Annotated in this window: 13 protein-coding genes; 5 read left to right on the top strand and 8 right to left on the bottom strand. The window is 64.9% G+C overall.

Annotated features, from left to right (window positions below; all coding sequences use genetic code 11):
• Positions 1-8 precede the first annotated feature (8 nt).
• The 8 genes from ACNH6H_RS23415 to ACNH6H_RS23380 form a co-directional block, all read right to left on the bottom strand.
• Complete coding sequence (locus ACNH6H_RS23415; RefSeq protein ID WP_418320679.1) at positions 9-2315, bottom strand: DUF4962 domain-containing protein; 2307 nt, start codon at positions 2313-2315, stop codon at positions 9-11.
• A gap of 101 nt (positions 2316-2416) precedes the next feature.
• Positions 2417-3991, bottom strand: a complete 1575-nt coding sequence (locus tag ACNH6H_RS23410; RefSeq protein ID WP_418320678.1) for a DUF3502 domain-containing protein — start codon at positions 3989-3991, stop codon at positions 2417-2419.
• A gap of 47 nt (positions 3992-4038) precedes the next feature.
• Positions 4039-4926, bottom strand: a complete 888-nt coding sequence (locus ACNH6H_RS23405; protein WP_418320677.1) for a carbohydrate ABC transporter permease — start codon at positions 4924-4926, stop codon at positions 4039-4041.
• A gap of 17 nt (positions 4927-4943) precedes the next feature.
• On the bottom strand, positions 4944-5906 hold the full coding sequence (locus ACNH6H_RS23400; protein WP_418320676.1) for an ABC transporter permease: 963 nt from the start codon (positions 5904-5906) through the stop codon (positions 4944-4946).
• On the bottom strand, positions 5903-7009 hold the full coding sequence (locus tag ACNH6H_RS23395) for an ABC transporter ATP-binding protein (RefSeq protein ID WP_418320675.1): 1107 nt from the start codon (positions 7007-7009) through the stop codon (positions 5903-5905). The genes ACNH6H_RS23400 and ACNH6H_RS23395 overlap by 4 nt, the downstream gene beginning before the upstream one ends.
• A gap of 35 nt (positions 7010-7044) precedes the next feature.
• The gene (locus ACNH6H_RS23390; RefSeq protein ID WP_418320674.1) at positions 7045-7818 is read right to left on the bottom strand and encodes an SDR family NAD(P)-dependent oxidoreductase; all 774 of its coding nucleotides are present in this window, start codon (positions 7816-7818) and stop codon (positions 7045-7047) included.
• Positions 7819-7883: 65 nt separating this feature from the next.
• The gene (locus ACNH6H_RS23385; protein WP_418320673.1) at positions 7884-8939 is read right to left on the bottom strand and encodes a porin; all 1056 of its coding nucleotides are present in this window, start codon (positions 8937-8939) and stop codon (positions 7884-7886) included.
• A 100-nt stretch (positions 8940-9039) separates the two neighbouring features.
• On the bottom strand, positions 9040-10095 hold the full coding sequence (locus tag ACNH6H_RS23380; RefSeq protein ID WP_418320672.1) for a LacI family DNA-binding transcriptional regulator: 1056 nt from the start codon (positions 10093-10095) through the stop codon (positions 9040-9042).
• 259 nt (positions 10096-10354) lie between these two features.
• On the opposite strand from ACNH6H_RS23380, the gene ACNH6H_RS23375 reads away from it, so the two are divergent.
• The 5 genes from ACNH6H_RS23375 to eno all read left to right on the top strand — a co-directional run bounded on the left by ACNH6H_RS23375 (position 10355) and on the right by eno (position 17118).
• On the top strand, positions 10355-11593 hold the full coding sequence (locus ACNH6H_RS23375) for an alginate lyase family protein (RefSeq protein WP_418320671.1): 1239 nt from the start codon (positions 10355-10357) through the stop codon (positions 11591-11593).
• Positions 11590-12546, top strand: a complete 957-nt coding sequence (locus tag ACNH6H_RS23370) for a sugar kinase (protein ID WP_418320670.1) — start codon at positions 11590-11592, stop codon at positions 12544-12546. Before ACNH6H_RS23375 ends, ACNH6H_RS23370 begins: the two co-directional genes overlap by 4 nt.
• A gap of 52 nt (positions 12547-12598) precedes the next feature.
• Positions 12599-14230 carry an NADP-dependent glyceraldehyde-3-phosphate dehydrogenase gene (locus ACNH6H_RS23365; RefSeq protein WP_418320669.1) on the top strand — a complete coding sequence of 544 codons (1632 nt, stop codon included), beginning with the start codon at positions 12599-12601 and terminating at the stop codon, positions 14228-14230.
• A gap of 162 nt (positions 14231-14392) precedes the next feature.
• Positions 14393-15808 (top strand): pyruvate kinase, encoded by a 1416-nt coding sequence (gene pyk / locus ACNH6H_RS23360; RefSeq protein ID WP_418320668.1) that lies wholly within the window; start codon positions 14393-14395, stop codon positions 15806-15808.
• 5 nt (positions 15809-15813) lie between these two features.
• Positions 15814-17118 (top strand): phosphopyruvate hydratase, encoded by a 1305-nt coding sequence (gene eno, locus ACNH6H_RS23355; RefSeq protein WP_418320667.1) that lies wholly within the window; start codon positions 15814-15816, stop codon positions 17116-17118.
• The last annotated feature ends 120 nt before the right edge of the window (positions 17119-17238 follow it).

Here is a 17238-nt window from a genome sequence, read left to right as displayed (position 1 = left end):
GCGCCGCCTCAGAACTGCTTCGGCAGGATGATCGAATGGCTGCGGTCCTGCGCGTCCTGGAAATAGATCGCTGTCGAATAACCCTGGTCGTCGATGAAATGGTGCAGCCGCTCGGAGCGTCCGATGCGGTACGGCGTCAGCGCCGTCACCAGCCGGTGGCTGCGCGCCGGGCGGGTCGTCGCGATCACGCGGTGATGCGGCGGCAGGCCCTGCCATTCGGCCGGATCGACATCGTCGAAACCCTCGACCGTCGACAGGCTGACCGGCCCGGATGAACTGAAGACGAATTCGCCGGTGATGCCGCCGTGTTCGCCTTCGTAGCGGAAACTGCTCTGCCCGATCTGCGGCGCGCCGATCAGCTGCATCAGCCACTGGATCTGGCCCGGCTGCTCGAGTTCGACCTCGTCGACGACGACCAGGTGCCGGCCACGGATCAGGTGGAAATCGCGCCGGTAGCTGCGCAGATACGGCACTTCGAGGCGATACGCCGCCGACGGATCGAGGCTGATGAAGACCGTGCCATCGCCCTCCTCCCGGGCCTCGAGCACGCGGCCGACGGCCTGGATCTGTTTCGCCTTGTCGGCGCCGGCATACTGGCCATTGCCGTCGATCAGGATCGCATTCTTGCTCTTCGTCAGCCGCCGCCAGTTGCGGTGCATCGAGGTGCCGAAGCCGATGTAATAGCCGCTCTGGATCGCCAGTTCCTCGCGATGCGCAAACAGCAGGAACGCACCCTGGTCGCCATGGCTGTGGCTGATCGACCCAAAAGAACTGCATTTGGTGACGAACTGCAGGTGCTCGTCGGCATCGTGCAGGTCGCGCTGCACCGCGACCCAGCCGACATCCTTGAAGTGCCGCAGCAGCGGCAGGTCGTGCGGTTCGACGGCGTCGACCTGCGGCCAGTCGTGGCGGTACTGCAGCTCGTCGAAGGCAAAGCTCCACCAGCCGTAGTTGTAGAACTCGCCTTCGGTGCCCTTGGCCAGTTCGCAGATCTTCTCGAAATACCACTGCAGATGGCCGTCGCCGGTCAGCGCGGCGAAGTGGCGGATGTTGTAGCCGACCTTCAGGCTCGGCAGGTCGCCGAGCGTCGAGTCGTCGCCGAAGCAGCAGCGCGTCGTGTCAGGCGCCTTCGTGTAGAGCGGGAATGCGCCGGTCTTCTGGAAGAAGACGCGCTGGTAGATGTCGTGACCGGCATATTTGCGCAGCAGGTTGCCGGCGTCGATCAGATACGCCATCGCGGTGGTCCAGTAGTGCGGACCCTCGGCCCAGCCACCGTCGGCGCCGCCCCAGGGCGAATACAGCGTGTCGTAATAGTCGATCGCGAAATCCAGCCACTCCTGCGCGCGCGGATGTTCACCGAGCAGCGCGATGCAGGCCGGCACCATCACCGACGCGACCGAACGCACCGCATGGCTGTCGTACGGAAACAGGTGGATTCGCGCGTGGTCGATCACGTGCACCGCGACATCCTCCAGCCGCGCCGACAGCGCCTCGCGCACGGCACGCCGCTCGTCTTCGCTGAGATCGTCGTACAGCCAGTCGTAGCCCCAGGCCAGCGCACCGGCAATCCGGAATGCGGCTTCGTCGTTGTAGGCGAGCGCTGTTGCACCGTTCAGGTCGAAGCCGGCGATGTGCAGCAGCCAGCTGCGCGCCGTCTCGAGCAGCGCCGGATCGCGCTGCACCTTTGCCGCGACCGCCAGGTGCCGCACCGCATACAGCAGCTCCTGGCAGTCGATGTACATCTTGCGCCACAGCGCCGGCGTGCGCTTGTTGCCCGGATAGCGTTGCGGCTCGGCGATCAGCTCGCGGTCGATCCAAGGCCGCACCGCGGTCTCGAAGAAGCTGTCCCAGCCGAGATGGCGGCGATCGGCGCCGACCGCGCGCACCATCGCATCGCGCTCCCGCGGGTTCAGCCACAGGCGCGGATGGGCCATCTCGCAGCCGGCGTAACGGTCCTGGTGCCGCATCGCCGGCGCATGCGTCAGGCCGGGCTCGAGCACGAACTCCCGCTCGGCGCTCCAGGCGGTCACGACGCTGCTGGCAGTCGGCGACCACAGCGCATAACTCCAGGCATAACGGCCGGGCTCGAAGCTGCGGTCGGGGGTGTGGAAGTTGTGCCGCAGTCCGTCGGTGATGTATTCCGCGCCATTGCCGTCGAGTTGCCGGACCCGAAGCGAATACTGCGCGCCGGCATCGATGTCCGGTATCCACGCGAAGCGCGGCGGATTTTCGGTCGGCGGCGCATCGGGGCGCGGTGTCGGCTGCAGGGTCAGTCGCCCGGTGGCGGGCTGCTCGAGGGTGCGCAAGGCGCTCATGGCGAATCAGTCAGGCAAGGTTCGGCGTGACGACGGCGCGCTGGATGCGGCCGCCGTCACGAATGGGTTGCAGGCTCGGTGTCGGCGGGCTGGCGCCCGGCTCAGGGCTTCTTGTACTGGCGGTCGTAGGCCTTCTGCATCACCGCGATCACCTTGTCGTAGCCGTTCTTCTTCAGGTGCGCCTGGTATTCGGCCCAGGTGGCGTCGACATCCTTGGTGCCGAGCACCCAGTTCTGCGCCATCACGTTCATGTAGGTCTCGAGGTCGGTCCAGTGCTTGTCGTAGACCGCGCGTTCGTCCTTCGTCATGTTGACGCCGGGGAACTGCGGCAGCAGATAGTTGCCCTTGATGTACATCTCGCGGCCTTTCAAGCCCTCCGGGAAGGTCCACTGCTCTTCATAGCTGTAGTCCATCGGGAAGCCGATCGGAATCTGCGCGCCGATTTCCCACAACTGGCTGTTGACCGGGGTCGCCGATTTCAGCACCGCATCCTTGAAGACCGGCTTGCCGTCCTTCAGCGTGTATTGCTGCCCCTCGACGCCGAAGTTGGACAGACGGCGGCCGGCTTCGGAGAAGAAGAAGTCGAACAACTTGATCGTCTCGACCGGATGCTTGTTCGAGAAGCTGATCGCCCAGCCATCGGGCATCACCAGCTTGCGCGAATCTTCCTCGAAGCGCTTGCCGTTGATATCGGCCGGCGGCGCCATCGGGATCACCTTGAAACCCGGCACCCGCGACGGCATCGAGCTCGGCTGGTTGTAGGTGCTGGTGCTGGCGAACCAGTCATGCGTCACGCCACCGAGGTTGGCGCTGAACAGCTGTTCGCGGGCGCGGCTCTTGCGGGTGAAGATTTCCTTGTCGATCAGCCCTTCCTTGTACCACTTCGCGACATTCTTGATGCCGGTCTTGAAGCCGTCCTGGGCGAACGGGTGCACGACCTTGCCGTTCGCATCGACCATGAAGTCCATTGCCGAGTTCGAACCCGACGAACGTCCGCCCCACAGCAGCACGAGGCGGTAGACCTCGGTCGGCGTGCCATTGAAATACGGGATCTCGTCCTTCTTGCCGTTGCCGTTCGGATCGCGGTCGCGGAAGGCCTTCAGCACCTCGTAGAGCTCGTCGACGGTCTGCGGCGTCTTCAGCTTCAGCTTGTCGAGCCAGTCCTGGCGGATCCACCAGCCGCGGCTGGCCGAGCCGTCCGGCACATAGGGGATGTAGTAGATGTTGCCGTCCGGCGCGGTGATCGCCTGTGCGATCAGCGGGTTCTTCTGCAGGAAGGCCTTCAGGTTCGGCGCATGCTGGTCGATCAGCTTGTTCAACGGAACGAAGGCGCCTTCCATCCCGAAGCGGATGAATTCGTCCTTCAGGCTGTTGCCGCCGACGATGTCGGGCAGCTTGCCCGAAGCCATCAGCAGATTGAACGCCTCGGTGCTGTTGGTCGCGACCTTGCTCGCGGTATTGACCAGCCGGATGTTCGTCATCCGGGTCATTTCCTTCGCGACCGGCCACTCCTCGTTCCAGACGAACTTGTCGCGGAAGTGCATGTGGATCTTCAGATCCAGCGGCTTGGCAACGATCGGCGCCGCTGCGGCGGACTGTGCCGCGGCCGGCAGGGCAGCTCCGAGCGCAACGCACAGCGCCGCGCCGAGGATCGAAAGACGGGTCAAGCGGTTCACGGAATGTCTCCTGAATGGGGTGGTTTTGGCGGGCATCTGCACGGGGCTCATTCCTTGACGCCGCCCATCATCACGCCCTTGGTGAAATATTTCTGGATTACCGGGAAGAAGACCATCACCGGGATGATCGACAACACGATGATCGCGCCGGTGACGGTCTCCAGCGAGTAGCCCTGCTGGGTCATTGCGCCGGCCGCCTCTTCGGTCAGGCTGACGTCGACGATGACCTTCTTCAGGTAGACCTGCAGCGGGATCTTGTTCTCGTCCTGCAGCAGCACCATCGACCAGAAGTAGCCGTTCCAGCGCGAGATCGCGCACAGCATCGCAACCGTCGCGATCGCCGGCTTGGCCAGCGGGATATAGACCTTCCACAGGATCTGGAAATCGTTCGCGCCGTCCATCCGGGCCGCTTCCTCGAAACTCGGCGAAATCGACTCGAAGAAGTTGCGCATCAGGATGATGTTGAATGCGTTGACCGCAAACGAGATCACGATGCCCCAGCGCGAATCGAGCAGGTCGAGATCGCGCAGGTTCAGGTAGAACGGGATCATGCCGGCGCTGAACCACATCGTGAAGGCGATGAAGAAGCCGAAATAGCGGCGCGCCATCAGCCGCGGTTTCGACAGCGCATAGGCCGCAGGAATGATCAGCGCCAGGCTCGTCAGCGTGCCGACGATCGTGTAGTAGAAGGTGTTGCCGTACGAGATCCAGAACATCCGGTCGTTCATCACGTGCTCGATCGCGGCAAACGTGATCTCGACCGGCCACAGCCAGACCTGCCCGGCCGACGCGGCCGCACCGGAGCTGATCGACAGCGAGAAGACATAGATCAGCGGATACAGCGTGCCGATCGCGAAGATCGACAGCAGCAGCAGGTTGACCCGGCCGAACCAGCGGTCGCCGGTCGAATAGATCGGCGAAGACGTCGTCATCATCATGTGCTCCTTGTTGCTCAGAACACGCCGGTGCGCGTGATGCGCCGGCTGATCTTGTTGGCCACCAGCACCAGGACCAGCGCGACGACGGCATTGAAGATGCCTGCGGCGGCAGCCAGGTCGTAACGCGCGCCCTGCAGGCCGAGGCGGTAGATATAGGTCGAGATCACGTCGGCGGTCTCGTAGGTCGTCGGCTGGTACAGCAGGATGATGTATTCGTAGCCTACTTCGAGGATGTTGCCGAGCTTGATCACCATCAGCACCGCGATCGTCGGGACGATGCTCGGCAGCGTGATGCGCCACATCATCTGCCAGCGCGTCGCGCCATCGACCTGCGCGGATTCATACAGCGCCGGGTTGATGCCCATGATTGCGGCCAGGTAGATGATCGAGTCGAAACCCGCCTCCTTCCAGATCCCCGAGCCGATGAAGATGGTTCGGAACCACTCCGGCCGGGTCAGGAAATAGGTGCGGTCGAAGCCGAGTGCCGCAAGCGCGTTGTTGACCAGGCCGCTGGTCGGCGACAGCAGCGCGACGACGATGCCGGCAACGACGACGATCGAGATGAAGTGCGGCAGGTAGATCGCGGTCTGGATCGACTTGCGCACGCCCTTCTGCTGCACCTCGTTGACCATCAGCGCGAGCAGGATCGGCACCGGTGCCGCGAAGATCAGCGAGTAGAAACTGATCACCAGCGTATTCCAGATCGCCTGGCGGAACTGGTCGCTCTCGAACAACGTGACGAAGTGGCCGAAGCCGATCCACGGGCTGCCTTCGATGCCCTTGAACGCGCTGAACTGCTTGAACGCGATCTGCAGGCCGTACATCGGCTGGTAGAGAAATACGAGGAACCAGATCAGCGCCGGCGCCAGCATCGCGTACAGCATCCAGTCGCGGCGCAGCGCCTGCATCACCGTTTCGCCGGACTGCGCCTTGGTCAGTTCGCCCGCCCGCGGGGCGATTCCGGATATGGAGGTCACGATGCCGCCTCCGTGTCGTGGAATACGCAGCGGTCGGTCGCGACGTCGAACAGATAGATGCGCTGCAGGTCGACGTGCAGCGTGATTGGCTTGTCGCTCTCGACCAGCTTGCGGCCTTCGGAGCGGACGATCAACGTCGCGTCACCGATGCGCACGTGGACGAAGGACTCGCCGCCGAGCGGCTCGACCAGCTCGACATGGCCGTGGATGGCTTGCGTGTTGTCGCGCGGCGCCAGGTGGATGTCCTCCGGACGAACACCGAACAGCAGCTCCTTCGAGTTGGCCACCGCATGCCGGGCGCGCTCCGGCAGCGCGAGCTTGTCGCCGCCGACATTGACGGCGAGCCGGTCGGCATCGCTGGTCAGCGTGCACGGGAAGACGTTCATCGGCGGCGAGCCGATGAAGGTCGCGACGAACGACGTCGCCGGAGAGTTGAACAGTTCGCTCGGTGTGCCGATCTGCTCGATCACACCCTTGCGCATCACGACGATGCGGTCGGCGAGCGTCATCGCCTCGAGCTGGTCGTGGGTGACGTACATCACGGTATTGCCGAGCCGCGCATGCAGCCGCTTGATCTCGGTGCGCATCTGCGTGCGCAGCTTGGCGTCGAGGTTGGACAGCGGCTCGTCGAACAGAAAGACCTGCGGATCGCGGACGATCGCACGCCCCATCGCGACGCGCTGGCGCTGGCCACCGGACAGTTCGGCCGGCTGGCGATCGAGCAACGGGCCGAGTTCGAGGATCGATGCCGCGCGGTCGACCTTGGCATCGATCTCCTTGCGCGGCGTGCGCCCGAGGCGCAGGCCGAACGAGATGTTGTCGCGCACCGTCAGGTGCGGATAGAGCGCGTAGTTCTGGAACACCATCGCAACGCCGCGATCCTTCGGCGCCAGGTGATTGACGACCTTGCCGTCGATCGAGATGGTGCCGCCGGAAATGTGCTCCAGGCCGGCCACCATGCGCAGCGTCGTCGACTTGCCGCAGCCCGACGGACCGACCAGGACGACGAATTCGCCCGGTGTGATTTCGAGATTGACGTCGTTGACGACGTTGACCGGTCCGAATTTCTTGACGACGTTGGTCAGGCTGACATTCGCTGGCATGGTGGTTCCTTCATTTCCTCAGTGTTTGGCCGGGCTCAGGGGCAGATCTGGCCGCCGTTGACGTCGAGGATCTGGCCGGTGATGTAGCCGGCCCAGGCATGCGACGACAGGAAGACATAGGCCGGGGCGACCTCGTCCGGAACGCCGAAACGGCCCATCGGAATCGTCGACGAGATCTTGTCGACGGTCGCCTGGTCCTTGTCGGCATGGAAAGCGGTCGTGATCGAGCCGGGTGCAACGACGTTGAAGCGGATGCCGTCCTTCGTGAATTCCTTCACCCAGTTGCGCTGTGCGCTGTGCACCCAACCCTTGGCCGCGGCGTAGACCGACGAACCGGGGCCACCACCTTCACGGCCGGCCAGCGAGCCGGTGTTGATCACGACTGCGGTCTGGCCGGTGGCCTTGACCGAAGCGCGCAGGTGCGGAATCGCAAAACGCGTCGTCATCAGCGCGGAGCGCACATTGAGGTCCATCACCTGCTCGTAGAAGTCGTCTTCCAGCACTTCGAGCCCACGGCGGCCGACCAGGCCACCGGCATTCGCGATCAGTACGTCGAGGCCGCCGAAGCGGGCCACGAACTGCTCGATCAGCGCACGGCAGTTGGCAGACTTGGTCAGGTCGGCATGGAAATACGCCGCGTGCTCGCCGGCTTCGTCGACCAGGGCCTTGGCCTCGGCCGTCGGCTGCTCCAGGTGGCCGTGCAGGCCGACGTGGGCGCCGAGCGAGAGAAACTGCTTGGCAATGGACAGGCCGATGCCGGACGAGGAACCGGTGACGAGGACGCGACGGCCCTTCAGATCGTTGATCATGGTGTTTTTCCTTGGGGTTGTGGAAACGGTGCGGGCCTGATCGGCCCATCGAGCGGAAGCTGGCTTCAGAACTCGTGGCGGAAGCCGATTTCGATGTAGACGTTCTCGCGCTTGTCCCTGGCGCGGCCGAAGCCGTTGCTGCGCGGCTTGTAGCCCGGGCCGCTCAGCTCTTCATAGGCGATCGTCGGCATGAACTTGGTGCGCTTGCTGAAGTTGTACCAATAGCCGACGGCGAACTTGTTGATTTCGGGCTGCACGACACCGGAGGTGTTTTTCTCCAGCTTCTTGGTGCCCATCACGCCGAGATCCCAGCGGCCGAAATGCGCATTGAGGCTGAGCGAGCCGGTCGTCATCCGGTACAGCGAGTGGTCGCTGACGACGCCCTTGTAGCCCTTCGAGTGGGCATAGGTGGCCTTCACCTCGTACTGGCCGAAGTCCCACGCCGCGCCGGTAAACCACGAGTTCGACTTGCGGTCTTCGGCGGCCGGCGCCGACGCATCGCGGTAGACGTCATGCTGGTAGCCGATGTCCCAGAGGAACGGCGCCTGGCGGAATTCGAAGCCGAGGCCCCACGGATTTTCGATGTCCTTGACTTCCGGCAGCACATAGTGCGCCGAGACCCGGGTCTTCAGCTTGCCGACCGGCGTGAACCACGGCGACTCATAGAACAGGCCGTTGTTCATGTTGTTCTCGATCCGGCCCTTGCGGCTGTTGATCGCGCCGGCGCTGTCGGTCATCGCCTCGGTATCGCTGCCGCCGACGATCGAATTGCCGACCGTCAGCACCCGGCCCATCGACAGCGCACCGAAGCTGCGGCTTTTCAGGCCGACCCAGGCCTTGTCGGTCCACATGCGGGCACCGGAACGCTCGGCACCGGTGTCGAGGTAGAAGCGGTGCTCGAGCTGGAAAAACGCGTCGAGATCCTTGCCGAGCTTTTCGCTGCCCTTGAAGCCGAACCGGTTGGCAGAGACTTCCTCGAGGCGCCAGTTGACGCCGTCTCGCGGATTGGTCTGGTACAGCGGCGCCAGGTCGAGCCGGCCGTAGATCCGGACGTCGGCCATGCCGGCCATCGGCAGCAGCGTCAAGGTGGCCAGCGTGGCGGTTTGCAGGAGGGATCGCATGAAAGTGGTCCTTGGATTCGAAGAGGTGGTGCATCGATACACAACGCAATGATAGGTCGTCTGGTGTAACGTTGCACTAGTAAAAACCCTCGAACCCCGATCAGGCGCTCTTGCGGCCTCGCCGAGCGCTGCCGGGCGCCGGCCCGGTCGAGCTGCGGACCAGCAGCTCGGGTGAGAAGATGACCTGTCGCGGCTCCATGTCGAGCCGCATCATGCGGTTCAACAGGTGCTCGACCGCTGCCTGAGCAATCGCCTCCATCGGCTGCGCGACGGTCGCCAGTGGCGGACTGACATAGTTGCCGAGAAACAGCCCGTCGATACCGATCACTGAAACCTGCCGCGGCACATCGACGCCGGCACGGCGCAGGCCGGCGAGCAGCCCGATCGCGACCATGTCGTTGACACCGATCAGCGCCGTCGCCGGGTTGCCCTTTTCCTGCGTGGCAACTGCAGCACTGCAGCCGAGTTCGACCATCTCGTTTTCGTTGAAATCGCCGTCTGTCGAACCGACGTGGACGTCGAACTCGACGCCGGCACGCATGCAGGCCAGCTGTGCGCCTTCCTGCCGCGCGACGCGGTTGACCGAATTCGATGCCGCCGTGACGAAGGTGATGCGCTTGTGGCCGAGGCCGATCAGATGCTCGGCAGCCATCGCGCCGGCCTGGCCGTTGTCGACGCTGACCGAGTCGCGCAGCAGACCGTCGGAACTCGTTCCGCGATCCAGGCTGACCGCGGCCAGGCCCTGCCCGATCAACGGCACCAGGTGTTCCTGTGCGATCAATGCGGCGCCGAGGATGACGCCGCGCACGCCCTGCGCCATGAAGGCCTCGGCGTAATCGCGCTCACGCTGCGCATTGCGGTAGGTGTTGCACAACAACACGCCGTAACCGCGCGCCTGCGCAGCCTCCTCGACCCAACGCGCGAGCACGCCGAAAAAGGGATTGGCGATCGTCGGCACCATCAGGCCGATCATCGGCATGTGTCCGGTCTTCAGCATCCGTGCCGAATGGTTCGGCCGAAACCCCAGTTCGGCGATCGCCGCCTTGACCCGCGCCAGCGTCTCCGGGCGCATCCGCGCCTCGCGGTCGTTCAGCACATTGGAGACCGTGCTCACCGAAACGCCGGCCAGCGCGGCCACATCCTGGATGGTTTTCATGGTGTACGACAGTCTGGACGGTTTGAGAAATAACGTTGCACGACAAATACCGTGGGGCGTCGGCGACCGGTTCAAGGCACATGCCTGGAGACAGGCCCGGGCCCTGCGCGAACAGCCGATTCCGGATGCAACTGTATCCCTGCTCCGCACTGTAAGGGTTTACCCGGGGCTGCGCAGATGATTGGTGTAACGATACACTAACGTCGTTTCGTTTGCTACCGCATGTTCCCTGCATGCGCCAACCACAGGATCCACCGCAATGCCCATTGCACCCTTTCCCCGCACCGATGGCCCGACGATCCTGTCGATCGCGGCGTCGCTGCGTCGAGCCAGCTCCGCATGCCGGCCGGCTCGCCTTCAATCGCTGCTCGCCGCATTGCTGGGCGGTCTGAGCTTGGGTGTGGCCGCCGCTGCCCCATTCGACACGGCAGAGGTCAGCAACCCGCGGGCCTCGTTTATCGATGTCGCGCAGCGCAGCAAGCTGCTGCGTGAACCGGCCGACCCGACGCTGCGCGCCAGCCTGCCGAAAGCGACCGACTGCGCGGCTGAGCCGGCACTGGAAGCGCCGAGGGGTGCGATGGTGATCCCGCCGCGTTATGCAAGCGGCAACCACGGCCCGCTGCATCCGGACTACGAGGCGACGGTCAAGCTGTACCGCGATTTCGAGAGCATTTCGGCAACGCTCGCCAACCAGTATGTGGCGAGCGGCGAGCCGCGTTTTGCGCAATGCCTGCTCGATCATCTGGAGCGCTGGGCAAAGGCAGATGCCTTGCTCGGCTACGAGATATCGACCGCGAAGGGTGCGTCGAACCAGGCCTGGTACCAGGCCGAATGGTCGGCCTCGGCGGCCGCGCTGGCGTTGTCGCAGGTGGTTGCCGAGCCGAGTCTCGACCAGGCGCGGCTGAAGGCCGTGATCGACTGGCTGCACCGGGTCTCGAAGAAGCAGATCAGCTACCCCGGCGGCGAAAATACCTGCTGCAACAACCACGCCTACTGGCGCGGTCTGCACGCGACGATGATCGGCGTGCTGGCCAACGACAACGACTTGTTCCGCTGGGGACTCGGCCGATATGCGCTGGCGATCGAGCACATGGCCGCCGACGGCAGCTGGCCGCTCGAGATGGCCCGCCACGAGCAGGCGCTGCACTACCAGAACTATGCGCTGCTGCCGCTGGTGATGATTGCCGAGATCGCCGCGCAGCAGGGTGTGGACCTGTATGCCCACAAGGTGGACGGCCGCGACCTGCACCTGGCGATCGACTTCCTGCGCAAGACACTGGCCGCTCACCAGGCCAATCCGCCGAGCGACGGCAAGAAGATGGATCTGCGCGCGTTCGTAGCCGGGCGTGGCGACCAGGCCTGGGCCGAGTTCTACCGCGCCCGCTTCGCCAAGGACCCGCTGGGCCTGCTCGGCAAACGCATCTTCAATGCCCGCACCGGTGGCCATGTGACGATGCTGGTCTATCGACCTGCCGGCGACGCGGGAACCAGGCCATGAGCAGCGAGATGCCACTCGACGTCGTCACCGTCGGCGAGGCGATGGCCTTGTTCATCGCCGGCCGCAGCGGCCCGCTCGCAACCGTCGATTCCTTCCACCGCGTGACCGCCGGCGCCGAGCTGAATGTCGCCACCGGCCTCGCCCGGCTCGGTTTCCAGGTCGGCTTCATCAGCCGCCTCGGTGACGACAGCTTCGGCCAGCACCTGCTGTCGTTCCTCGACGCCCAGGGCATCGACCGCAGCTGCGTGACGATCGACGCCGAACGGCCGACCGGTTTCATGCTGAAGTCGCTGCAGACCGACGGCAGCGATCCGAAGGTCGAATATTTCCGCAAGGGTTCCGCAGCGAGCCGGCTCAGCCGGGCCGACAACCCGATGTCCTATTGCGCGGTATCGCGCCATCTGCACCTGACCGGCATCAGCCCTGCTCTTGGCGACGGCGTTCGCGAACTCGTCTTCGAGATGGCCGAGCAGGCGCGCGAAGGCGGCCGCAGCATCTCCTTCGATCCGAACCTGCGGCCCAGCCTGTGGCCGTCGCAGCAGGCGATGATCGAGACGCTGAACCAGCTGGCGGCGCGCGCCGACCTGGTATTGCCCGGGCTTGCCGAAGGCCGCTTGCTGACCGGCCGCCAGACGCCGGACGGCATCGCCGACTATTACCTCGAGCGCGGCGCCAGCCAAGTCGTCGTCAAGCTCGGCGCCGACGGCGCCCATTTCGCAGATCGCCATGGCCGCGGCACCGTGCCAGGCCAGCGGGTCGGCAAGGTGATCGATACCGTCGGCGCCGGCGACGGCTTCGCAGTCGGGGTAATCAGCGCGCTGCTTGAAGGCCAGGACCTGCGGATGGCGGCTACCCGTGGCAATGCGATTGGTGCCCGCGTCGTGCAGTTTCCCGGCGACTGCGACGGGCTGCCGGATCGCTCCCAACTGATGGCCGCATTGCGCGGCAACTGAAGCGGCTCGCTTTGCACGCGGCTGCGACGCCCACTCCTCGATCGGAAATTCAATGACCACCTCCAGCACGCAGCTCAGCGCCTGTTTCCCGCTGCTCGAGCAGATCCCGCAAGCCCATCGCATGAACCAGGCGATCCACCAGCGTCACTATGTGATCGACGGCGAACTCGCCCGCTGGGACGGCGCGGTCAAGACCGTACGCTCGCCGATCTGTGAACGTCAGCCGGACGGCAGCGTGCAACAGATCGAGATCGGCAGTTATCCGGTGATGGGTGAAGCCGAAAGCGACGCGATCCTCGACGCCGCGGTGCGCGCCTACGACAACGGACGCGGCGCCTGGCCGACGATGCCGGTGGCCGGGCGCATCGCCTGCATGCAGGATTTCGTCCGCCAGATGGCCGCGCAACGCGAACTGATCGTCAAGTTGATCATGTGGGAGATCGGCAAGAGCCTCGCCGATTCGCGCAAGGAATTTGACCGTACCGTCGAATATGTCCAGGCGACGATCGAGTCGCTGAAGGAACTCGACAACGGCAACTCGCGTTTCACCGTCGTCGAAGGAACGATCGGCCAGGTGCGGCGCACGCCGCTCGGCGTCGTGTTGTGCATGGGGCCGTACAACTACCCGCTGAACGAAACCTTCTGCACGCTGATACCGGCGCTGCTGATGGGCAATACGGTCGTCTTCAAGCCGCCGCAATACGGCACGCTGCTGTTCGAGCCGCTGCTCGAGGCCTTCCGCAGCGCCTTTCCGGCCGGCGTCGTCAATACCGTCTATGCGCCAGGCGCGGTCGTCGTGCCGCGCATGCTCGCATCCGGCAAGGTCAACGTGCTGGCGCTGATCGGATCCAGCAAGGTCGCCGATCACCTGAAGAAGCAGCATCCGAAGTCGCACCGGCTGCGCGCGATCCTCGGCCTCGATGCGAAGAATGCAGCGATCGTGCTGCCCGACGCCGATCTCGATCTCGCGGTCCGCGAATGCCTGCTCGGCGCGCTGTCGTTCAACGGCCAGCGCTGCACCGCGCTGAAGATGCTGATCGTGCACCGCAGCATCGTCGACGAGTTTCTGCGCCGCTTTGTTGCCGCACTCGACAAGCTGGTGGTCGGCATGCCGTGGACCGACGGCGTCAGCATCACGCCGCTGCCGGGCCCGCATCGCACCGCCTACATGCGCGAGGCGATCGACGAGGCGGTCGCCAACGGGGCCCGGGTCGTCAACCCGGGTGGTAGTGAATCCTGCGGCACGCTGTTTTATCCGGCAGTCGTTTATCCGGTTCGCGAGGGCATGAAGCTCTACCGCGAGGAGCAGTTCGGCCCGGTGGTGCCTGTGATGGCCTTCGATGAGGTTGACGAGGCGCTCGACTACGTGATCACCTCCGACCACGGCCAGCAGGTCAGCATCTTCGGCAACGACCCGCAGCAGATCGGTGCGCTGGTCGACCCGCTCGTCAATCAGGTCTGCCGCGTCAACCTGAACTGCCAGTGCCAGCGCGGGCCCGATGTGTTTCCGTTTGCCGGCCGCAAGGATTCGGCCGAGGGAACGCTGTCGGTATCTGATGCGCTGCGCGCGTTCTCGATCCGCTCGATGGTCGCGACGAAGCAAAGCGATGCGAACAAGCAGCTGCTGAACGCAATCGTCCACGACCACCGTTCGACCTTCATCAACACCGGCTTCATCCTGTGAGCACCGCAGCGGCGCTTCGGCCTGCGGCCGGCGCCGCGGCGCGCACCGGATGCACCCGAGCTGCCGGTCGCGACCCATCGCTTCGCATTGCGAGCACTGCGCGGCTTCGGTCTGACCTTCGCCAACAACCATCACGACGGAAAACCGCCCGAAAGGACAACCATGAATCGCCAACGCCGCGCCAAGATCATTGCGACCCTCGGCCCATCCAGTTCGGACTTCGCGACGATCCGCGCGCTGTTCGATGCCGGCGCCGACATCTTCAGGCTCAACTTCAGCCACGGCACGCATCAGCAGCACCGCGCACGCGTCGACTACATCCGCGAGATCGAACGCGAACGCGACCGACCGATCGCGATCCTGCTCGACCTGCAGGGGCCGAAGCTGCGCGTCGGCACCTTTGCCGATGGACCGGTCGAACTGGTCGCAGGCCAGCGCTTCAGGCTCGATCTGGACCCGCAGCCCGGTAACCAGCACCGCGCGCCGCTGCCGCATCCGGAGATCTTCGCCGCGCTGAAAGCCGGCACCGACCTGCTGCTCGACGACGGCAAGATCCGGCTGTCGGTGCAAAGCTGCGGCGCCGACTTCGCCGAAACTGTCGTCGTCAACGGCGGCCGCCTGTCCGAACGCAAGGGCGTCAACGTGCCGTCGGTGCTGCTGCCGATTTCCGCATTGACGCCGAAGGACCGCGCCGACCTCGACTTCGGCATGACGCTCGACATCGACTGGGTTGCGTTGTCGTTCGTGCAACGTGCTGCCGACCTGCACGAGGTGCACGACATCGTCAAGGGCCGGGTCGGGGTGATGTCCAAGCTCGAGAAGCCGGCGGCGATCGATTCGCTGGCCGCAATCGTCGAGGCTTCGGATGCGGTGATGGTCGCCCGCGGCGACCTCGGCGTCGAACTGCCGGCCGAGCGGGTGCCGCGCATCCAGAAGCAGATCGTCCGCGCCTGCCGCGACGCCGGCAAACCGGTGATCGTCGCCACGCAGATGCTCGAATCGATGGTTGCCGCACCGGTGCCGACGCGCGCCGAGGCCTCCGACGTCGCGACCGCGGTCTACGACGGCGCCGATGCGGTGATGCTGTCGGCCGAGTCGGCCTCCGGCAACTATCCGGTCGAGGCGGTCGCAATGATGAGCCGCATCATCGCCGAGGTCGAGTCGGATCCGCACTACCGCGATCTGATGGAGGCATCGCAGAAGAAGCCGCAGCCGACCGTCGCCGATGCGGTCTGCCTGTCGATGCGCGCAACCGCGCGCGTATTGCCGATCGCTGCGATCGTCACCTATACCCGCTCCGGCGCCACCTGCTTGCGCGCGGCACGCGAGCGGCCGCAGGCCGCGATCCTCAGCATCACGCCGGATCTGCAGGTTGCGCGCAGGCTTGCGCTGACCTGGGGCGTGCATTCGGTTTTCTCCGACCACGCGATCAGCGACGTGCCCGAGATGATCGAGACCGCCTGCGCCATCGCCCGCGATGAAACGCTGGCCAGCAGCGGCGACCACGTTGTCGTTGCAGCCGGCATGCCGTTCGGCGTCGTCGGCAGCACCAACTTCCTCCACATCGCAAAGGCCTGAAGATCATGGCAAGCATCAAGGACATCCGCGGCATCGAACTGCTCGATTCGCGCGGCAACCCGACCGTCGCCGCGACCGTCGAGCTCGACAGCGGCGCAACCGGCTTTGCGGCAGTGCCCTCGGGCGCGTCGACAGGCTCGCGCGAAGCGGTCGAACTGCGCGACAACGATCGCCGCCGCTATGCCGGCAAGGGCGTGCTGCGCGCCGTCGGCCATGTCAACAACGAATTGCGGTGCGCGCTCGCCGGGCTGGACGCCGGCGACCAGGCGGCGATCGACCGCGCGATGATCGAACTCGACGGCAGCGCCAACCTGTCGCGGCTCGGCGCCAATGCGCTGCTGGCGGTTTCGCTGGCGGCCGCCAAGGCCCGCGCCGCTGACGCCAACGTGCCGCTCTACCGGTCACTGGCCGGCGATCTCGACAGCTTCGTGCTGCCGGTGCCGATGATGAACATCATCAACGGCGGCGCCCATGCCGACAACAACATCGACATCCAGGAATTCATGATCCTGCCGGTCGGCGCGGCGAGCTTCGGCGAGGCCCTGCAATTCGGCACCGAGATCTTCCATGCATTGAAGGCCGATCTGAAAGCCCGCGGCTTGGCAACGGCGGTCGGTGACGAAGGCGGCTTCGCACCGAACCTGCCGAGCAACGAGGCGGCGCTCGATGCGATCCTGACGGCGATCCGCGTCGTCGGGCTCGAGGCCGGCAGGGACATCTGGCTCGGCCTCGATGTCGCGAGTTCCGAATTCCACCACGACGGCAGCTATCGGCTGTCGGCAGAAGGCAAGAGCTTCTCGTCGGCCGAATTCGTCGACTACCTCGCGAAGCTCGCAGCCAACCATCCGATCCTGTCGATCGAGGACGGCATGGCCGAGGACGACTGGTCAGGCTGGGCGCTGCTGAGCGAGCGTCTCGGCCAGCGCGTGCAACTGGTCGGCGACGATCTGTTCGTCACCAATACCGAGATCCTGCAACGTGGCATCGACGACGGCATCGCCAACTCGATCCTGATCAAGCCGAACCAGATCGGCACGCTGAGCCGCACGCTCGAAGCGATCGCGATGGCGACGGCGGCCGGCTACACCTCGGTGATTTCGCACCGATCCGGCGAAACCGAGGACGTGACGATCGCCGACATCGCGGTGGCAACGGCGGCAACGCAGATCAAGACCGGCTCCTTGTGCCGCTCCGAACGCACCGCGAAATACAACCGCCTGCTGATGATCGAACAGGAACTGGGCAGCCAGGCGCGTTATGCCGGCGCGCTCGCGTTCCCGGCGACGATCTCGCGCAAGCTGGCCAGCTGAGCGCGCCGCTTTGGCGATGTCAACACACTGAATCGAACAAAAAACACATCCTAGGGTAAACGTGGTGTATCGATACACTATTTTTATACACAATTCGCTCCGGGCCGCGTTCCCTTTGTT

Origin of the sequence: Pseudideonella sakaiensis (assembly GCF_048320135.1) — a bacterium.
Lineage (GTDB): Bacteria > Pseudomonadota > Gammaproteobacteria > Burkholderiales > Burkholderiaceae_C > Ideonella_A > Ideonella_A sakaiensis_A.
This window is presented reverse-complemented; position numbering and strand designations above follow the sequence as displayed.